Annotated in this window: 13 protein-coding genes; 6 read left to right on the top strand and 7 right to left on the bottom strand. The window is 46.7% G+C overall.

Translation table 11 applies throughout. The features are described 5' to 3' along the window. Positions 1–262 precede the first annotated feature (262 nt). Both ACEW9I_RS00560 and ACEW9I_RS00565 read left to right on the top strand, forming a co-directional pair. Entirely contained in the window at positions 263–2,497 is a 2,235-nt protein-coding gene (locus tag ACEW9I_RS00560) for an ankyrin repeat domain-containing protein (RefSeq protein WP_373538426.1), read from the top strand. Further along, entirely contained in the window at positions 2,497–3,903 is a 1,407-nt protein-coding gene (locus ACEW9I_RS00565) for a serine/threonine protein kinase (protein ID WP_373538427.1), read from the top strand. Before ACEW9I_RS00560 ends, ACEW9I_RS00565 begins: the two co-directional genes overlap by 1 nt. A 23-nt stretch (positions 3,904–3,926) precedes the next feature. On the opposite strand, the gene ACEW9I_RS00570 is transcribed toward ACEW9I_RS00565, so the two are convergent. The 7 genes from ACEW9I_RS00570 to ACEW9I_RS00600 form a co-directional block, all read right to left on the bottom strand. Next, positions 3,927–5,195: a lipid-A-disaccharide synthase gene (locus tag ACEW9I_RS00570; protein ID WP_373538428.1), complete on the bottom strand. Its 1,269-nt coding sequence runs from the start codon at positions 5,193–5,195 to the stop codon at positions 3,927–3,929. A 154-nt stretch (positions 5,196–5,349) separates the two neighbouring features. After that, the gene (locus ACEW9I_RS00575) at positions 5,350–5,967 is read right to left on the bottom strand and encodes a glutathione S-transferase family protein (protein ID WP_373538429.1); all 618 of its coding nucleotides are present in this window, start codon (positions 5,965–5,967) and stop codon (positions 5,350–5,352) included. A gap of 33 nt (positions 5,968–6,000) precedes the next feature. Continuing rightward, positions 6,001–7,134, bottom strand: a complete 1,134-nt coding sequence (locus ACEW9I_RS00580) for a cyclopropane-fatty-acyl-phospholipid synthase family protein (protein ID WP_373538430.1) — start codon at positions 7,132–7,134, stop codon at positions 6,001–6,003. A 249-nt stretch (positions 7,135–7,383) separates the two neighbouring features. Next, positions 7,384–8,229 carry a DUF6816 family protein gene (locus ACEW9I_RS00585; RefSeq protein WP_373538431.1) on the bottom strand — a complete coding sequence of 282 codons (846 nt, stop codon included), beginning with the start codon at positions 8,227–8,229 and terminating at the stop codon, positions 7,384–7,386. Positions 8,230–8,514: 285 nt separating this feature from the next. After that, positions 8,515–9,603: a chorismate synthase gene (gene aroC, locus ACEW9I_RS00590; protein ID WP_373538432.1), complete on the bottom strand. Its 1,089-nt coding sequence runs from the start codon at positions 9,601–9,603 to the stop codon at positions 8,515–8,517. Positions 9,604–10,018: 415 nt separating this feature from the next. Then, a complete protein-coding gene (lipB, locus tag ACEW9I_RS00595; protein WP_373538433.1) occupies positions 10,019–10,675 on the bottom strand; it encodes a lipoyl(octanoyl) transferase LipB in 657 nt (218 codons plus the stop codon). Between the two features lie 4 nt (positions 10,676–10,679). After that, positions 10,680–11,561: a carbohydrate ABC transporter permease gene (locus tag ACEW9I_RS00600; RefSeq protein ID WP_373538434.1), complete on the bottom strand. Its 882-nt coding sequence runs from the start codon at positions 11,559–11,561 to the stop codon at positions 10,680–10,682. Between the two features lie 276 nt (positions 11,562–11,837). Between ACEW9I_RS00600 and ACEW9I_RS00605 the strand changes: the two genes are divergently transcribed. The 4 genes from ACEW9I_RS00605 (at position 11,838) to folE (ending at position 15,749) form a co-directional block, all read left to right on the top strand. Then, on the top strand, positions 11,838–12,872 hold the full coding sequence (locus ACEW9I_RS00605) for a long-chain acyl-[acyl-carrier-protein] reductase (RefSeq protein ID WP_373538435.1): 1,035 nt from the start codon (positions 11,838–11,840) through the stop codon (positions 12,870–12,872). Between the two features lie 194 nt (positions 12,873–13,066). Beyond that, entirely contained in the window at positions 13,067–14,068 is a 1,002-nt protein-coding gene (locus tag ACEW9I_RS00610; RefSeq protein WP_373538436.1) for an acetyl-CoA carboxylase carboxyltransferase subunit alpha, read from the top strand. Between the two features lie 190 nt (positions 14,069–14,258). Then, positions 14,259–14,990 (top strand): SDR family oxidoreductase, encoded by a 732-nt coding sequence (locus tag ACEW9I_RS00615; RefSeq protein WP_373538437.1) that lies wholly within the window; start codon positions 14,259–14,261, stop codon positions 14,988–14,990. A gap of 63 nt (positions 14,991–15,053) precedes the next feature. Beyond that, a complete protein-coding gene (folE, locus tag ACEW9I_RS00620; protein WP_373538438.1) occupies positions 15,054–15,749 on the top strand; it encodes a GTP cyclohydrolase I FolE in 696 nt (231 codons plus the stop codon). Positions 15,750–15,854: the final 105 nt, after the last annotated feature.

Consider the following 15,854-nt stretch of genomic DNA (forward strand, 5'->3'; position numbering starts at 1 on the left):
TAGCTCCCTGACTTCAGTGCGAGGTACTGACGATCGCCGTAAGTACCGCTAAACATGATAGTCGGTTTCGATCGCCTTGGGCGATTCTTGTCGATCTAATTTTACTTGGGGGTAATACAAGTATGGATGGTAGATGGTGAATGTGTACTGGGAAGGGAGTAGGAAATGTGAATTTTTGTTAATGTGGTGGGAAAGCTTCCGGTGGGTATTGTGGATGGTTGTAGCAGCTTCACAACCTGAGCGATCGTAGTTGACGAATTTTATGCAAATTGCCAATTTAGCAGGTACCATTGTTGACGCACGTTATCAGCTTGTCGAACTTTTGGGTGAAGGTGGTAGCGGTAGCACCTACAGCGCGATCCGCCTCGTCGATGGAGCTACCGTCGCGATCAAAATCCTCTCGCTACGCCACCTCAATGACTGGAAACAGCTCGAACTCTTCGAGCGCGAAGCCAAAGTCCTCGAGCAGCTCAACCATCCCCAGATCCCCAACTATCTGGAGTATTTTCATGTCGATACTCCCACCAATCGTGCCTTCTATATCGTCCAACAACTCGCACCTGGGAAACCCCTGACAGCCTGGATTGCTGCTGGCTGGCGCGGTACTGAAGCCGAGGTACGAGCTATTGCCAGTCAGTTGCTGGAAATCTTGCAATACCTGCACCAACAATCGCCACCGCTGATTCATCGCGATCTCAAACCGCACAATATCATTCGCAATGATGACGGACGCGTTTTCCTAGTTGACTTTGGAGCGGTACAAGATGTCTATCACAATACCCTGCTCAAAGGCAGTACAGTTGCGGGTACCTTCGGCTACATGGCTCCTGAACAGTTTCGCGGTGCGGCGGTACCGACGAGCGATTTGTATGGCTTGGGTGCGACTATTTTATATCTATTGACTCATCGATCGCCTGCCGATCTACCTCAGTCCCGATTGAAGCTGAGTTTTCGCGCTCATGTGCATATTTCCGATCGTTTTGCTGGCTGGTTAGAGACGATATTGGAGCCAGATACATCTGCCAGATTTCCATCCGCAACAGCGGCTCTAACTGCTTTACAAACACCGAATTGGTTTCGCACTCAACGAGGGGCTAAAGTTAGTTTCCCGTGGCAAGGTGCAGCGGTTGCCGCTACAATCTTGGCGATATTTGTCCCGTTAATTTATGAATATCGATATACGTTTATCACCAGATTTGGCTTCCCCATGTATGATATTTGTAACGCGATCGGGCGCAATGACGTAATATCTTTTCATAACTATCTCGATCGCGGTGTCAGTATCAATGCCAATGTTGTTATCCAAGATAGTGGAGAGGATTATGAGCAGGCGATTGAAACTGGTTCATTACTGCATTGTGCGATCGAGCGTAAACAAGTTAAAATCGTTAAGTATTTACTCGATAACGGTGCAGATATCGATCGTCTTAATAATCATGGTTTAACCCCATTACATCAGGCGATTAAAATATATTGTCCGCAGGTTAAGGTGGACAAAAATAAAGATTGCGATCGACGCATCCAGATCTTACTTTACTTATTAGAATCTAAAGCCAATATTAATCTCAAGGATCGCGATGGTTTAACGCCACTAATGTTTGCAATAAAATCACAAAATGCTCTAGCAGTTAAGTATTTGCTCGAATATGGTGCCGATCCTCACGCGCTCTCTCCAAATAACAAATCTTCGCTCTGGCATATTTTAGCGACTAGCACAGGAGGATTCGATCGGACTGAAATCGCATCCGTCGCCCAGCAATTAGTATTAGCAAAAGTGGATGTCAATCAAATTAATAACAAAGGGGATACACCTTTACATGTAGCGAGTAAACACATTAGCCGACAAGTAGTTGATATTTTATTAACCAATCAAGCAAGAGCCGATGCCAGGAATAGGAAGGACGAAACTCCACTAATGAATGCGATTTCAATAAATGATTTTGATATAGTAAAACTATTACTATCACGAAATTCTGAAATCAATGTCCCAGAAAAAAGTGGTGAAACGTCACTAACTATAGCGATTGCTGCTGCCGCTCGTTATGGTTATGGTGATAGCTTTACACCAGCTACTTTTACTAGCTCTACCGTGCCGCCGCTGGACAAAACTCAAGCATCTCCAAAAATTATCAAATTGCTACTAGCTAAAGGTGCCGATCCCAATCTTGTCGATCGCAATGGCAATACAGCATTACATTTGCTTGGTAATCTTGATGAAGTCTCGCACTGTCGCCAGAAAAGATCGCTAGCACTTTATATACTTGACTTACTCATCCGATATCAAGCAGACATTCAAGTTGTAAATAAAAATGGTGATACTGCCCTACATGTATTAGCTAGAAAAGATTTTTTTCCGATAACCGATCGACTGATTGACTATGGAGGAAATCCACTTCAGAAAAATCGTCAAGGTAAAAATGCACTGGAACTAATCAAAGCCGCAGCACCTAGATCGTCTAAGTGTGACCCTGAATCCGATAATGTCGGAGTAAAATAATGGAACAAATCGTATCGATATTGGGAAATAGGTACCGAATTCTAGATGTATTAGGTGAAGGTGGTAGCGGTAAAACTTATCGGGCATTAGATAATCGATCTCAAACCGAAGTTGCGATTAAAGTCTTGAGTTTGCGCGGGATGAAAGATTGGAAGACACTGGAATTATTCGATCGCGAAGCCAAAATCCTCGCCCAATTAACACATCCAGCGATTCCCCGTTATTTAGATGCTTTTCAGACTGAGATCGCGGGAGAAGATGCTTTTTGTCTAGTGCAAGCGATCGCGCCAGGGCGAACTTTGACCAATTGGGTGGAGTCGGGGTATATATTTAGTGAAGCGGAACTACGGGACATTGCTACCCAGATTCTGGAGATTTTAGTCTATCTTCAGACATTTACGCCCCCGATTATTCATCGCGATCTCAAGCCACAAAACTTGTTGTGGAGTGAGTCGGGCGAGATTTATTTAGTAGATTTTGGAGCGGTACGCGATACCTATCATCTCACCATCACAGGTGGCAGTACGATCGTCGGAACTTACGGTTATATGGCTCCCGAACAATTTCGCGGACAAGCAGTGTTAGCGACCGATTTGTATGGATTGGGGACGACATTACTCTATCTCAAATCTGGACAAGATCCGGCTGATCTACCCATCAAGCAGATGAAAATAGATTTTCGCAGCCGCGTCAAAACTTCACCAGATTTTGCAAAATGGCTAGAGAGATTATTAGAACCGATCCCAGAAGATCGCTACCGAAACGCTACTCAAGCTCTCAAATATCTGCATGGTAAAGTGACTCCAAAAATGTCACGTCCCCAACAACCGATCGCCCAAATTTCACAGCAGGGTGAAACTATGAAAATAGTCATTCCGCCGATTTGGTTGGCGACGCGGGGCAGTCAAAAAACTTTTGTGAGTGCGACATTATTACTATTACTCGCGATCTCCGGCTGGTGGTTGATGCGCGTCGCTATTTTACCTGGCAAATTGTGGACACCTTTGCTAATATTTGGCATCATCATGATTCCACGGATGATATACTTACTCTGGCATTTCTGTACCGTTGTCATCTGTCAGCGCGAAATAGAAATAGTCGATCGACAGGTGATTTGTCAGACGAAAATAGGTAGTATCTGGATCTCAAGGCGGACGCTGAAGTTGGAAGATATCCAAAATGTACATTGCCGAACAGCAGGAAGATTGAGCTTGAAAGGTGGTGTTCAGTTTAAAACTTCGGTGCAGCAATACTATCAGGTCGAGTATGCACAGGGTGAAACTAGATATCTGCCGCTCTACACCTTTGGTAAGTATCTCGATCGTGCCGAGCAGATGTGGCTAGTGGGAGAAATATTGGAATATTTACAATACCTCGATCCGCAAATCGATCGAGTTTCTAAATAGTGCAGACAGCACAGTGATTCAATCTACTTCGCTAAGATTAAATCTGCCACGATCGCGGCTAACTTATCGGCTGCACCTGCTGCACCGCGTACCCTACGTAAATCCGATCGCATGGCAACTAATTTCTCAGGATGTTGCAGATAACCTTCCGTAAATTCAGCCACAGTTTTGGCATCGAGCCGTCCAAATAACTCAGGGACGATCTCTGTTTGTGCCCAAATATTCGGCCATGATAATTTCTGAGTGCTATACTTGCGATAAAGAATGCCATTAACGATCTTGGCGATCGGCGTACCGATGAATGGTAAATTGACTAAGATCCCTAAGCCTCCGTCCCAGGCGCGCATGGCATCCATTTGTTGGGTGGCAGTCAAAACAATCATCGGGACACCTAATGCACCTAATTCAGCCGTATTTGCCCCGATTGTGGTCAAACAGAGAGTACATTTTGACAGCAACTCATAAGCAGGAAATTCGGTGTGTAGCTCTACTTTCAATCCTGTGGCTGTCTGAAGATAAGGCGTATTTCCACTCTGTGCCAACGTCGCCGTGGCACCATTGACAAGTGCGAGGATCGGATTTCGAGTAGGATCGGCATAACTAGTTAGCGTAGCAAGATCGAGCGTCGGCGCGACGGGAATCACAAATTTTACCTGCGGATGAGCTGCTTGAATATATTCGGCGATTGCTAGCATCAATGGCAATCCCATCGCCAATTTTGCCGCCTTGGAGCCAGGTAATAATCCGATTAAAATTGGATCGTTTTCAGTAACAGTTGCTGTGGCGATCGAGTTATTTTGACTCTCTACCATTAAGTCGCCAACAACTGTAAATCGATCGCGATATTGCGGTTTGACTCGATCGGTAACTGCGGCATTCATTACAGCAAATCGATCGATCGAGCTGTGCCAGCGGGCTGTCCATTCAGCATAAACTACCGTCTGATAACCCAATCGCTTGCCAATTATCACTGGAAAAAACTGATCGCCTCCCAGAAAAATAACGACCCCACGCGATCGCCAGTCCCAATTTTGGGCAGTTTTACCCCATACTAGAAAGTTAGTGAAGTGCTCTGCACCCTGAACTCGATCGATCTCCAGATAGCTCTCCAAAATCTGGACTTCTCGCCTACTAGCATTCGGACAGGGTGACAATATTGCTGAAATGCGGACATGCGATCGATCGACCCCCAATTTAGCCCGCAATGCCCGCACGACGGGACGTACCCACGTGGTGACTTCCCCAGGCGCATTGGAGAGAATGATAATATCGATCTGCTGGTTTGTTTTCATTAAGCATTGAGGATCTTAACCCAATCCATTCTAGTGCTTCCGAACGCGTTTCTAAATCTTCACCGCAATCGAAAGCATCGCGAGCGCGAAATGTAACGGTATGGGCAGATCCAAAGGCTGCTCTCGCAAATCCTGTAGATCTGTAGATCGGAGACTACACACACACCTTCTTGACATTGGGCAACTGACTAGCAATCTCCCACCAAGCTAATAATTTTGGTGTTTGAGCAGTCAGTGGCGCAAACTCTGGGGTTGTCGAGAGGTAGACACACAGGGGAATTAGATAGAAATCAGCGATCGTGATGTCGCTACCGAGGAGATATGGATTGGTGGTAACGAGGGATTCGATCGCTTCTAGAGCCTTTTTCGCAGGTGCGATCGCTGCGTTGAGTTTCGCTTCATCGATCTTACCAGTCAGTCGCTGAATGACGATCGTCCCGATCGCCGGAGCATAGAAATAACCATCGATAATGCCCATGATTTGCCGCATCCGCGCGAGCAGCAATGGCTCGGCGGGACTGTACTTGTGGTTCGCCAAAACGGTATCAAGATACTGTGTAATCGCCGCCGTTTCATACAGCAGCTCTCCATCTACATCCAAGGTGGGGACTTTACCAAAGGGATGCTTGGCGAGATATTCGGCTGTTTGGTTTTCACCATTGAAAATATTAACGCTCTCAATGGTGTATTCTACACCAATTTCTTCTAGTAGCAGCCGCACTGTGCGGACATAGGTACTGGCAGTTAGTCCATAGACAATTAGCTTTGACACGGTTGATAAATTCTGAAACGATTTATATCCTCATTATGAATGAGTCAGGAGATATTGACCATTGCCATTGTATTCACCATCACAAGCCGCAAACGCCGTACCGAGCATGATGAGATAGAACCGCCAGATCCGCCGGAATTTAGCATAGTCCATCCCATAGTCGAGTAGCTGTACGCTTGCCTGTGCATCATCAAATCGCTGCAACCAGGCGGCAAATGTGTGATGGTAATTCATGCCATTGACATACCAGCGATCGATCGTCTGGAGATCGCGATTGTGACTGGGGATTGCATCATACTTCCAATAGCGACCGTGGGGAAAAATATACTTGTGAGTGAATCCCGATGACATATTATTTGGAATCCGCGCGGTAATCAGATGAATGAATACCTTACCGTCACTTTCGAGTAGAGATGCCAGTTTTTGAAAAGCATTAGTGAGATTTCCGACATGACAAAAAACACCGATTGAGAGGATTTTATCAAATTTTTCGGTAAATTCTACCTCGTTTAAATCGCCTTCAAGGAGTGTAAATCTGCCCCCACTCAGATAGCTCTGGGGATCTTGCATTTTGTTGCGGATATATTCACACTGATGATGACTCAAGTTCACGCCTGTAAATCGGACATTGGGGAATTTGGACATAATATAATTTGGTACGCAACCCCAGCCACAACCAAAATCCAAAATTCGATCGCCATCGACGATTTCTAGTTTTTCAATAACGCGATCGATCATTTGCATCTGAGCGGCTGCTAGATCTGTTGCGCCATTTTCCCACAATCCCATACTGTACTTGGGATAGATGACTTGCCAATCTCCCAACATCTGATTGAGCATCGCTTGGGGTAAGTCATACTGCACCTGCATCAATTCTCGCGCAGATTCTGCCAATCGATCGGATTCCTGCAATACCCATTCATAGGGAGCGAGTAATCCAGGTGCGTGTTGAAACAACAGCGACATTGATGTATTCATCATCGATCTAAACACTGGATCGGGAATCTCTAAACCATTGATATATGCTTCCGCCAATCCCATTTGTACCGTATTTAGCGCACTAGCCAGGAAGCGAGTGGTTTGATAGGCGATCGGATTTTGCCGATCGAGATTGCTCTCGCTCGGGGTATAACTGGAAGTAGCTGTAACCAGATTTTCAGAAGTCATAGCGATCGCCTCAGCAGATCAAAGGTTGTACCAATAGATATTCAAAGCTATTACCGCTGCCAAAAGTTTTGCGGGTAGTCGATTTTTGATGCTTGTGGATCTACACTATCAACCAGCCGTTTGAGCCTAAATATTGTAGATATAGCGCGCTCGATCGACGATCTAAATAGTTTGAGATTAACTTTCAATCTATCTATTACTAGAGAAACACATAAATGTGAGGAAATCGTGAGCATTGACGCAAATGTGCTAAATTGGTGACTCGATCGCTGGTACTAAATCTAATTGATACTTATATAGCGCGACTGGATACCCCAATTTGGCGATCGAGCGTAAGTAGTCAGGATCTTGCGGCGAAAGATAGATAGCGGAGATCTGCGTCGCGCTAATTGTGGGCGTCGGCGTAGCCGAAAATTGGTAACTAGTTGTGGTTTCGACAGTATTAAGATAGATCGTCGCACTCGTCCGAAATACTTGCTGTGACAATTCAGTAGAGATAAATCGATTCTCCAGGGGAGAGGCTACGCCAACGGGTGTGGGTATTTCGCGATCGAATCCAGTCACAAATGATTCTAGCTGGCGATCTTGGGTAAGTTGAGTAAGCTGTTTTGTTGGATTTTGGGGGTCGATTTTGACAGATTTGACATTAGCCGCACCGAGATAGGCGGTAGCAATACTCAATCCATTAAATGCTCTGTCAGCGACGATTTGAGGTGCAGGTAAACTAGATTTCAGTCGCGGTAGATTGAGCGGTGCAAATTTAGCAACTTTAGTAGGATTTGTCGGGACAAATTGGACGGTAAACTCGATCGGTTTATTGATATATTGCCGATTGCTCTCAAATCCTGGCGTCACTACCTCCGGTGCCAACGGCGCAATCTGTTCGAGCAGCGTACTCGTGACGATCCACCGTCCCCGAAACCACTCAGGATAGGTCAATTCACCATCATGCTGGCTAAGTTGGGACTGACGATCCCAATTGGGGTAGCGGTCGATCCTGTCGCTCAGAACCCCAGCTAGCACGCTCACAGAGCCACCCCACCACAACGCGATCGCGATCGTCCCTGTGACAATTTTGCGGACTAAACTATTCATATCTCGTTCTCAGCTCAAATAGGCGATGACAGCACTAAAAAATCCCCTCCTCGGAGCGGCGGTTTTATTCAGAGGTTCCCTCCGCATAAAAAGACTGACAAGACAGGGTTACTCACATCTTGCACCAGTAGACAGAAACTGATAAAAACAGTCTCAAAACTTATGCTTAAGTACCAAAACTATTCACTATCCACTATCCACTATTCACTAAAACACTAGTAACTTTGTTTTGATGCAAGATGTGAGGTTACCCACAGGGCAGCACATTTATAGTGCGGGTGGGTCTCACAGTACCTTGCACTGCCCATAATAGCGCAACAAATGATCGCACAATACCAATGCCACCATCGCCTCCACCATCGGTACCGCGCGCGGCAACACACAAGGATCGTGCCTGCCTTTAGCCGCTAAGGTAGTCTCTGCACCCGATTTAGTAACCGTATTTTGCTCCTTGCGAATCGTCGCTGTGGGCTTAAAAGCAACCCGAATGATGATATTTTCACCATTGGAAATCCCTCCCTGAGTGCCGCCCGAGCGATTGGTACGCGTCCGAATTTCGCCATCCTCATCGGTGTAGAACTCGTCATTATGTTCGCTCCCAGTCAGCAACGTCCCTGCGAACCCCGAACCGATTTCAAACCCTTTAGTCGCGGGGAGTGACATCACACCTTTAGCGATATCTGCTTCCAACCTGTCAAATACTGGAACGCCCAAACCTTTGGGGACATTGCGTACCACGCATTCTACCACGCCGCCGATCGAGTCACCCTCACGCCCGATCGCTTCAATCCGATCGATCATCTGCTCCGCACACGTCAGATCTGGACAGCGGACGATGTTACTCTCCACCTGTGCCATCGTCACAGTATTGCTATCTACAGCCGCTTCGATATCCTGAATCCGCTTGACATAGCCGATGACTTCGACATTATTAAAAATGTGGAGGATCTTCTTGGCAATCGCCCCCGCCGCTACTCTCCCTATCGTCTCCCGCGCCGAAGATCTCCCCCCACCTTGCCAATTGCGAATCCCATACTTGGCATCGTAAGTCGCATCGGCATGAGAAGGGCGATAAGTCTCAACCATCTCATCATAATCTTGCGATCGAGCATCTTTATTTCTAACTAAAATACTAATCGGCGTCCCCGTAGTCTTCCCTTCAAATACCCCCGACAAGATCTCGCAGGTATCAGTCTCCTTGCGGGGCGTCGTAATCTTACTCTGTCCCGGACGCCGCCTGTCGAGTTCGACTTGGATCTCAGATGCACTAATCTCAACCAACGGCGGACAACCGTCGATGACGACACCTACCCCACCCCCATGTGACTCGCCATAGGTGGTAATTCTAAATAAATGTCCAAAGGTGTTTCCCATCTTACGCGATCTTCAGTTGTTAGTTATTAGTTTACCCTGCACGGCAGAGAAGAGGAGATTTGAGCTACATCAGAAGTATTGGTGGTGGTGAGGGTGAGTGGGAGTTCTCCCTGTAGGTTGGGTTTCACTGTCTCTCTACCTAACTTACGAACCGAATCGATCGAGAGTATTAAGTGCAGAATGCTAAAATCAGAATAGTTCTCTGGAGCCAAACGATCCAATGCTAACCCTAGACCAACTCATTTCAGAAGCAATTGCATTACCAGATGCTGCTAAAGCTCTTCACTACTGGCAAGAACGACTCTGATATGTTTGTGGATGGGGAGTATGAAATTTAGCAGTTCATGAAAGCAGCATCACTCCTAGTCTTAAATTAACTTAAATCGATCGCCCAAATCCATTCATCTAAATGTTATCAATCGCCAGCTAACATTTCAACCTCAAAAATTTCACCAAATACTGTGATAACTTGCTGACGTACTAAATCGAGACTAATGTTAGGAATAAACTCAGCCATACTGCCAACAGATCGATCGACAATTCCGCAAGGAACGATTCGATCGAATCCACTTAAATCTGGGCAGACATTGAGAGCGAAACCGTGCATCGTAATCCATTTACTAACTTTAATACCAATCGCCGCAACCTTACGATCTTCAATCCAGACACCAGTCAAACCGTCAATCCTTTCGCCAGTCAAGTTATGCAGGTCTAAGATCTGAATAATAACTTCTTCCAACTGTCGTAAATACCAATGCAGATCTTGTTGATAATAGCGAAGATTGAGAAGTGGGTAAGCAACTATTTGCCCAGGACAATGATAAGTTACTTCACCACCTCGCTCGACTCGATATAGCTCGTATTCAGTTTGCAAAGGGTCGAACTTGAGGAATTCTAAGCTAGACCCAGTACCGAGTGTATATACAGGTGGATGTTCGAGGACGATCAGTGCATCGGAGCAGTTGGAGTTAAGAATACGCTCTTTTTGCAGCGATTTCTGCCAATCCCATGCAGATTGATAGTCAACTTGCTGGCAGTTATAAAGTATACAATTACGTTTTTTTATAGACATCCTCTCATGGCAGATTAACATTGTTTTGAGATAGCTTGAGATTGATTAGTGAGAGTGTAAATACGATTAAAAATAGCACTAAACCGATCGTGCAAGCATAACTGAGATCGGGATTACTCGAACCAAAACCTTGTTGATACAAGTAATAAACGACGGTCTTAGAACTATTGCGAGGTCCCCCTTGAGTCATGATATAGACTTCTTCAAAGATTTTGGTAGCAGCGATCGCTGAGATGACAGCAACGAGTAACAGATAGGGACGCATCAGGGGAATTGTAATATCCCAGTGCCGAGTATAACTATCCGAACCATCGATCGCAGCAGCTTCATATAAATCTGCTGGAATCGATTGCAATCCCGCCAAATAAATAGTCATGTAATAACCCAACCCTTTCCAAATCGTCACCACCATCACGCTAAATAAAGCTAATCCAGGACTAGTCAGCCACGGAATTGCAGGAATACCGACAACTTTCAATAGTTGATTGAGTAAGCCATTTTCCGCATAAATAAACTTCCAAGCAATTCCCGCCACTACCATCGAGATAATTACAGGCACATAATAAACCGCCCGAAAGAAACTCATTCCTGTGAGCTTTTGGTTGACCAAAATTGCCAACAGCAGCGGCGCAAATACCAAAATCGGTACGACACCACACAAATAAACGATCGTATTTCTAATCGTCTGCCAGAATACCTCATCTCTGAATAGTCGATCGAAATTAGCCCATCCCTGCCAATCTGCCGTACCCGCGATCGGGTCATAATTGGTAAAGCTCAAATAAAAAGCCTGCAAGGCAGGTAAAAATACCGTCAGACCCAGCAATAGCAACGCAGGTGCCAGGAATAGGTAAGGTGTCCAGTTGAGTTTACGAAGGCGAATCATAGGGAGACGGATGTTATGCAGAGGACGCAGAGCAAGCAGAGTCAGCGAAAGAGTTGGTTAACAGGAACTGGGAGACTAAGGGACTAGGCGACTGGGAAATCATTAAAGCACTATTCACCATCTACCATCCACCATCCACCCCTAAAGCCTAAAGCCTAAAACCTAAAGCCTACTTTAGTCCCTGTTTTATACTATTGTGTAGAGGGAACTATTTAGATATCGTTGTCATCTAGGACTTTTACCCTCTGCTCAACAGGCATCATTAGTAAAATCTTCATGTTTGGTCTTATCGGTCACCTTACCAGCTTAGAACATGCCCAAGCCGTCGCTAAAGACTTAGGCTTTCCAGAATACGCCGACCAAGGGCTGGACTTTTGGTGTAGTGCTCCACCGCAGATAGTAGACCATATTACAGTTACAAGTATTACTGGACAACAGATCGAAGGCTATTACGTCGAATCGTGTTTCCTACCGGAAATGTTGGCAACCCGACGGATCAAAGCCGCCATCCGCAAGATTCTGAATGCAATGGCACACGCGCAGAAACAGGGCATCAATATCACCGCCCTGGGTGGGTTTTCATCAATTATCTTTGAAGAATTCGACCTCCAGCAAAACAAACAAGTTCGCAATGTTGAATTAGATTTTGACAAGTTTACCACGGGCAATACCCATACAGCCTATATCATCTGTCGCCAGGTCGAACAAGGCGCGATCGAGCTGGGCATCGATCTGAGCAAATCTACTGTGGCTGTCGTCGGTGCTACGGGGGATATCGGGAGTGCAGTGTGTCGCTGGATCGACAAGCGTACGGATATCGCCGATTTGCTGCTAGTAGCACGCAATCAAGAGCGGCTAGACAATCTCCAAGCAGAGCTAGGGCGTGGCAAAATCGTGAGTTTGGAAGAGGCGTTGCCCCAAGCGGATATCGTCGTCTGGGTGGCAAGTATGCCCAAGGGTGTCGAAATCGATGCCACAAAGCTCAAGCAGCCGTGTCTATCGATCGATGGCGGCTATCCCAAAAACTTGGGCACCAAAATCCAGTCTCCAGGCGCATATGTGATGAATGGCGGCATTGTCGAGCATTCGCTCGATATCGATTGGAAAATCATGAATATCGTCAATATGGATGCCCCCGCCCGTCAACTTTTCGCCTGTTTTGCCGAAGCGATGTTGTTGGAGTTTGAGCAGCTACATACGAGCTTCTCCTGGGGACGCAATCAGATTACGATCGAGAAAATGGAACAAATCGGTCAAGCCTCACTCAAGCACGGTTTTCGTCCCTTGTTATCATTTGTCGGGGCTAGTTGATAACTTGGATCGATCGCGCATCTAAACTCCAACATCTACCCACCTGAAACCTAGCTGGTGGGCAGCGGCTTCCGCTCCTCGGCAAAGCCGAGGGTATAGGGAGACAAGACAGTATCCACCTTACCTTCTACCCCCTAAAGCCTAAAGCCTAAAGCCTAAAGCCTTCCCACCCTCTACCCTCTACCCCCTCTCCAATGGCTGGCACTGAAAAGAAGCCCTTTTTATTAGAATTTGAAAAACCGTTGGCAGAACTGCAACAACGGATCGATCAAATTCGCGAACTTGCCGAAGAAAGTAGCGTCGATATCTCCAGTCAGATCTTGCAATTGGAGACTAAATACGTGCAACTGCGGGACGAAATTTTTAGTAGTCTCACGCCAGCGCAGCAGCTCCAGCTAGCTCGTCATCCCCGTCGCCCCAGTACGCTCGACTATATTCAAGCAATTTGTGATGAGTGGATCGAACTACATGGAGATCGGCGGGGCAAGGACGATCCAGCCTTGGTGGGCGGAGTCGGTCGGCTGGCAGGTATTCCGGTAGTTTTGTTGGGGCATCAAAAGGGACGGGATACCAAAGATAATGTCGCCCGAAATTTTGGGATGGCGGCTCCAGGTGGCTATCGGAAGGCGATGCGGTTGATGGAACATGCCAATCGGTTCGGGATGCCAATTCTGACTTTTATCGATACACCTGGGGCTTGGGCAGGGCTAGAGGCAGAGGAATTAGGACAGGGTGAAGCGATCGCGTACAATCTCCGCGAGATGTTTCGATTGGAGGTACCGATTATTTGTACGGTCATCGGTGAAGGTGGTTCTGGGGGAGCTTTGGGGATTGGGGTAAGCGATCGCTTGATGATGTTCGAGCACGCTGTGTATTATGTCGCTAGTCCTGAAGCTTGTGCGTCGATCTTGTGGAAAAATGCCATGAAAGTAGCTAAACCGGAGGAAATAGCCAAGATCAATGCTCAAGCTGCGGAAGTGCTGAAGATTACCGCCAAGGATTTAAAAAATCTGGGCATTCTCGACCAGATTTTGCCAGAACCGCTCGGTGGCGCACATGCTGACTCCGTGCGGGCGGCACAAGTGCTCAAAGAAGCGATCTTAAAGAATTTACACCAATTGCAATTACTGCCCTCAACTGAGTTACGATCGCTTAGATATGCTAAATTTCGCCAGATGGGAGTCTTTAATGAATGATTGGAGATCGGGCTGCTAAGTGGACGATCGTCGCTGATAGTATCAGCTTGAGCCGATCCTGCCGCCATCGACCTCCGCTAGCTCGGCTCACTCAGTGATGCTGATTCACGCCCATTTGCAATCGATGTTATAATAAACCCGTAACAAAAATTTACACATTGCTCGGAATTGAGCAAATTTCCTGCACTAGATGAATTCGATCGCAACAACGAACCGAACGGCATTAATTACAGGCGCGAGTAGTGGCATTGGCAAAGCTACCGCTCTAGCTTTTGCCAAAGCAGGGATAAATCTAGCCTTAGTCGGACGATCTGAGGATAAGCTAACAGCAGTAGCCCAAGCGGCAATTGCTGTTGGCGTGACCGCCAAAATATATGTAGTGGATTTAGCCCAGATCGATCGAGTAGCCGCCCAAATCGCCACCATCGCCGCAGACTTTGACAATCTAGACATCCTCATCAATAATGCAGGGATGGCTTATACCGGAACCGTCGGCGAGACGCCATTAGCTGATTGGCAGCGAGTCATCGACCTAAATTTGACTAGCGTGTTCCAGTGCATCCAGGGGATCTTACCGCAGATGCGCCGCCAAAAATCTGGTGTCATTGTCAACATTTCGTCGATCGCTAGCAAGCAGGTATTTCCCAACTGGGGCATCTATTCTGTCAGCAAATTTGGCTTGACGGCACTTACTCAAGCCGTTGCTGGCGAGGAACGGGCAAATGGCATTCGGGTGACAACGATTTGTCCTGGCTCAGTCAATACGCCACTATGGGATACAGACACCGTTCAAGCTGATTTCGATCGCTCTGCCATGCTGACCCCAGAAATGGTAGCAGAGGGCATCCTGTACGCCGTACTTGCCCCTGCTGGTGCAGTAGTTGAAGAGCTAACAATCGTGCCGAGTGGTGGTGCCTTCTAGTCCACAGGACATCTACCAACTTATTTTCGTCCCTGTCATTTCTATATTTATATCAGACAAAACATGACTATTTCATCTCCCAAAGGTAGTAATTCTGCTGGCAAAGATAAGCTCGGCAAAATCGATCCTAGGCCCGATCGTAACACCCTCAATGGTGCGCCAGTAGAAATCAATGACCCCGAACAAGTCAGCCTCGAAGACATGATGGCATCGGTGCGTCAGATTATCCTCGGAGTAGGTGAAGATCCAGAGCGAGAGGGATTGCTCAAGACTCCCAAACGGGTAGCAGAATCGATGCGATTTCTGACCAGTGGCTACAATCAGTCTCTGGACGATATTATCAATGGAGCGATTTTTGATGAAGGTCACAACGAGATGGTACTCGTACGGGACATCAATTTTTTTAGTATGTGCGAACATCACATGCTCCCCTTTATGGGTAGAGCGCACGTTGCCTACATCCCCAACCAAAAAGTTGTCGGCTTGAGCAAACTCGCCCGCATTGTCGATATGTATTCGCGACGGATGCAGGTACAAGAGCGACTTACCCGTCAAATCGCCGAAGCACTCCAAGCGGTACTAGAACCCAAAGGTGTCGCAGTGGTGATGGAAGCCAGTCACATGTGTATGGTGATGCGTGGCGTTCAGAAGCCTGGATCTTGGACGGTTACCAGTGCTATGTTGGGCGCATTTCAAGAGGATCAGCGCACGAGAGAGGAGTTTCTCAATCTGATTCGCCATCAGCCAGCTTTTATGTAGGTGTTAGGCTTTAGGCTTTAGGCTTTAGGGGTAGAGATTTTAAGTGTTAGGATTTAGACGATCGCGATCGAGAGATAGGATACTTCAAAGACGCAAGCGTCCCGC

The sequence above is a fragment of the Chamaesiphon sp. genome (assembly GCF_041738855.1).
Lineage (GTDB): Bacteria > Cyanobacteriota > Cyanobacteriia > Cyanobacteriales > Chamaesiphonaceae > Chamaesiphon.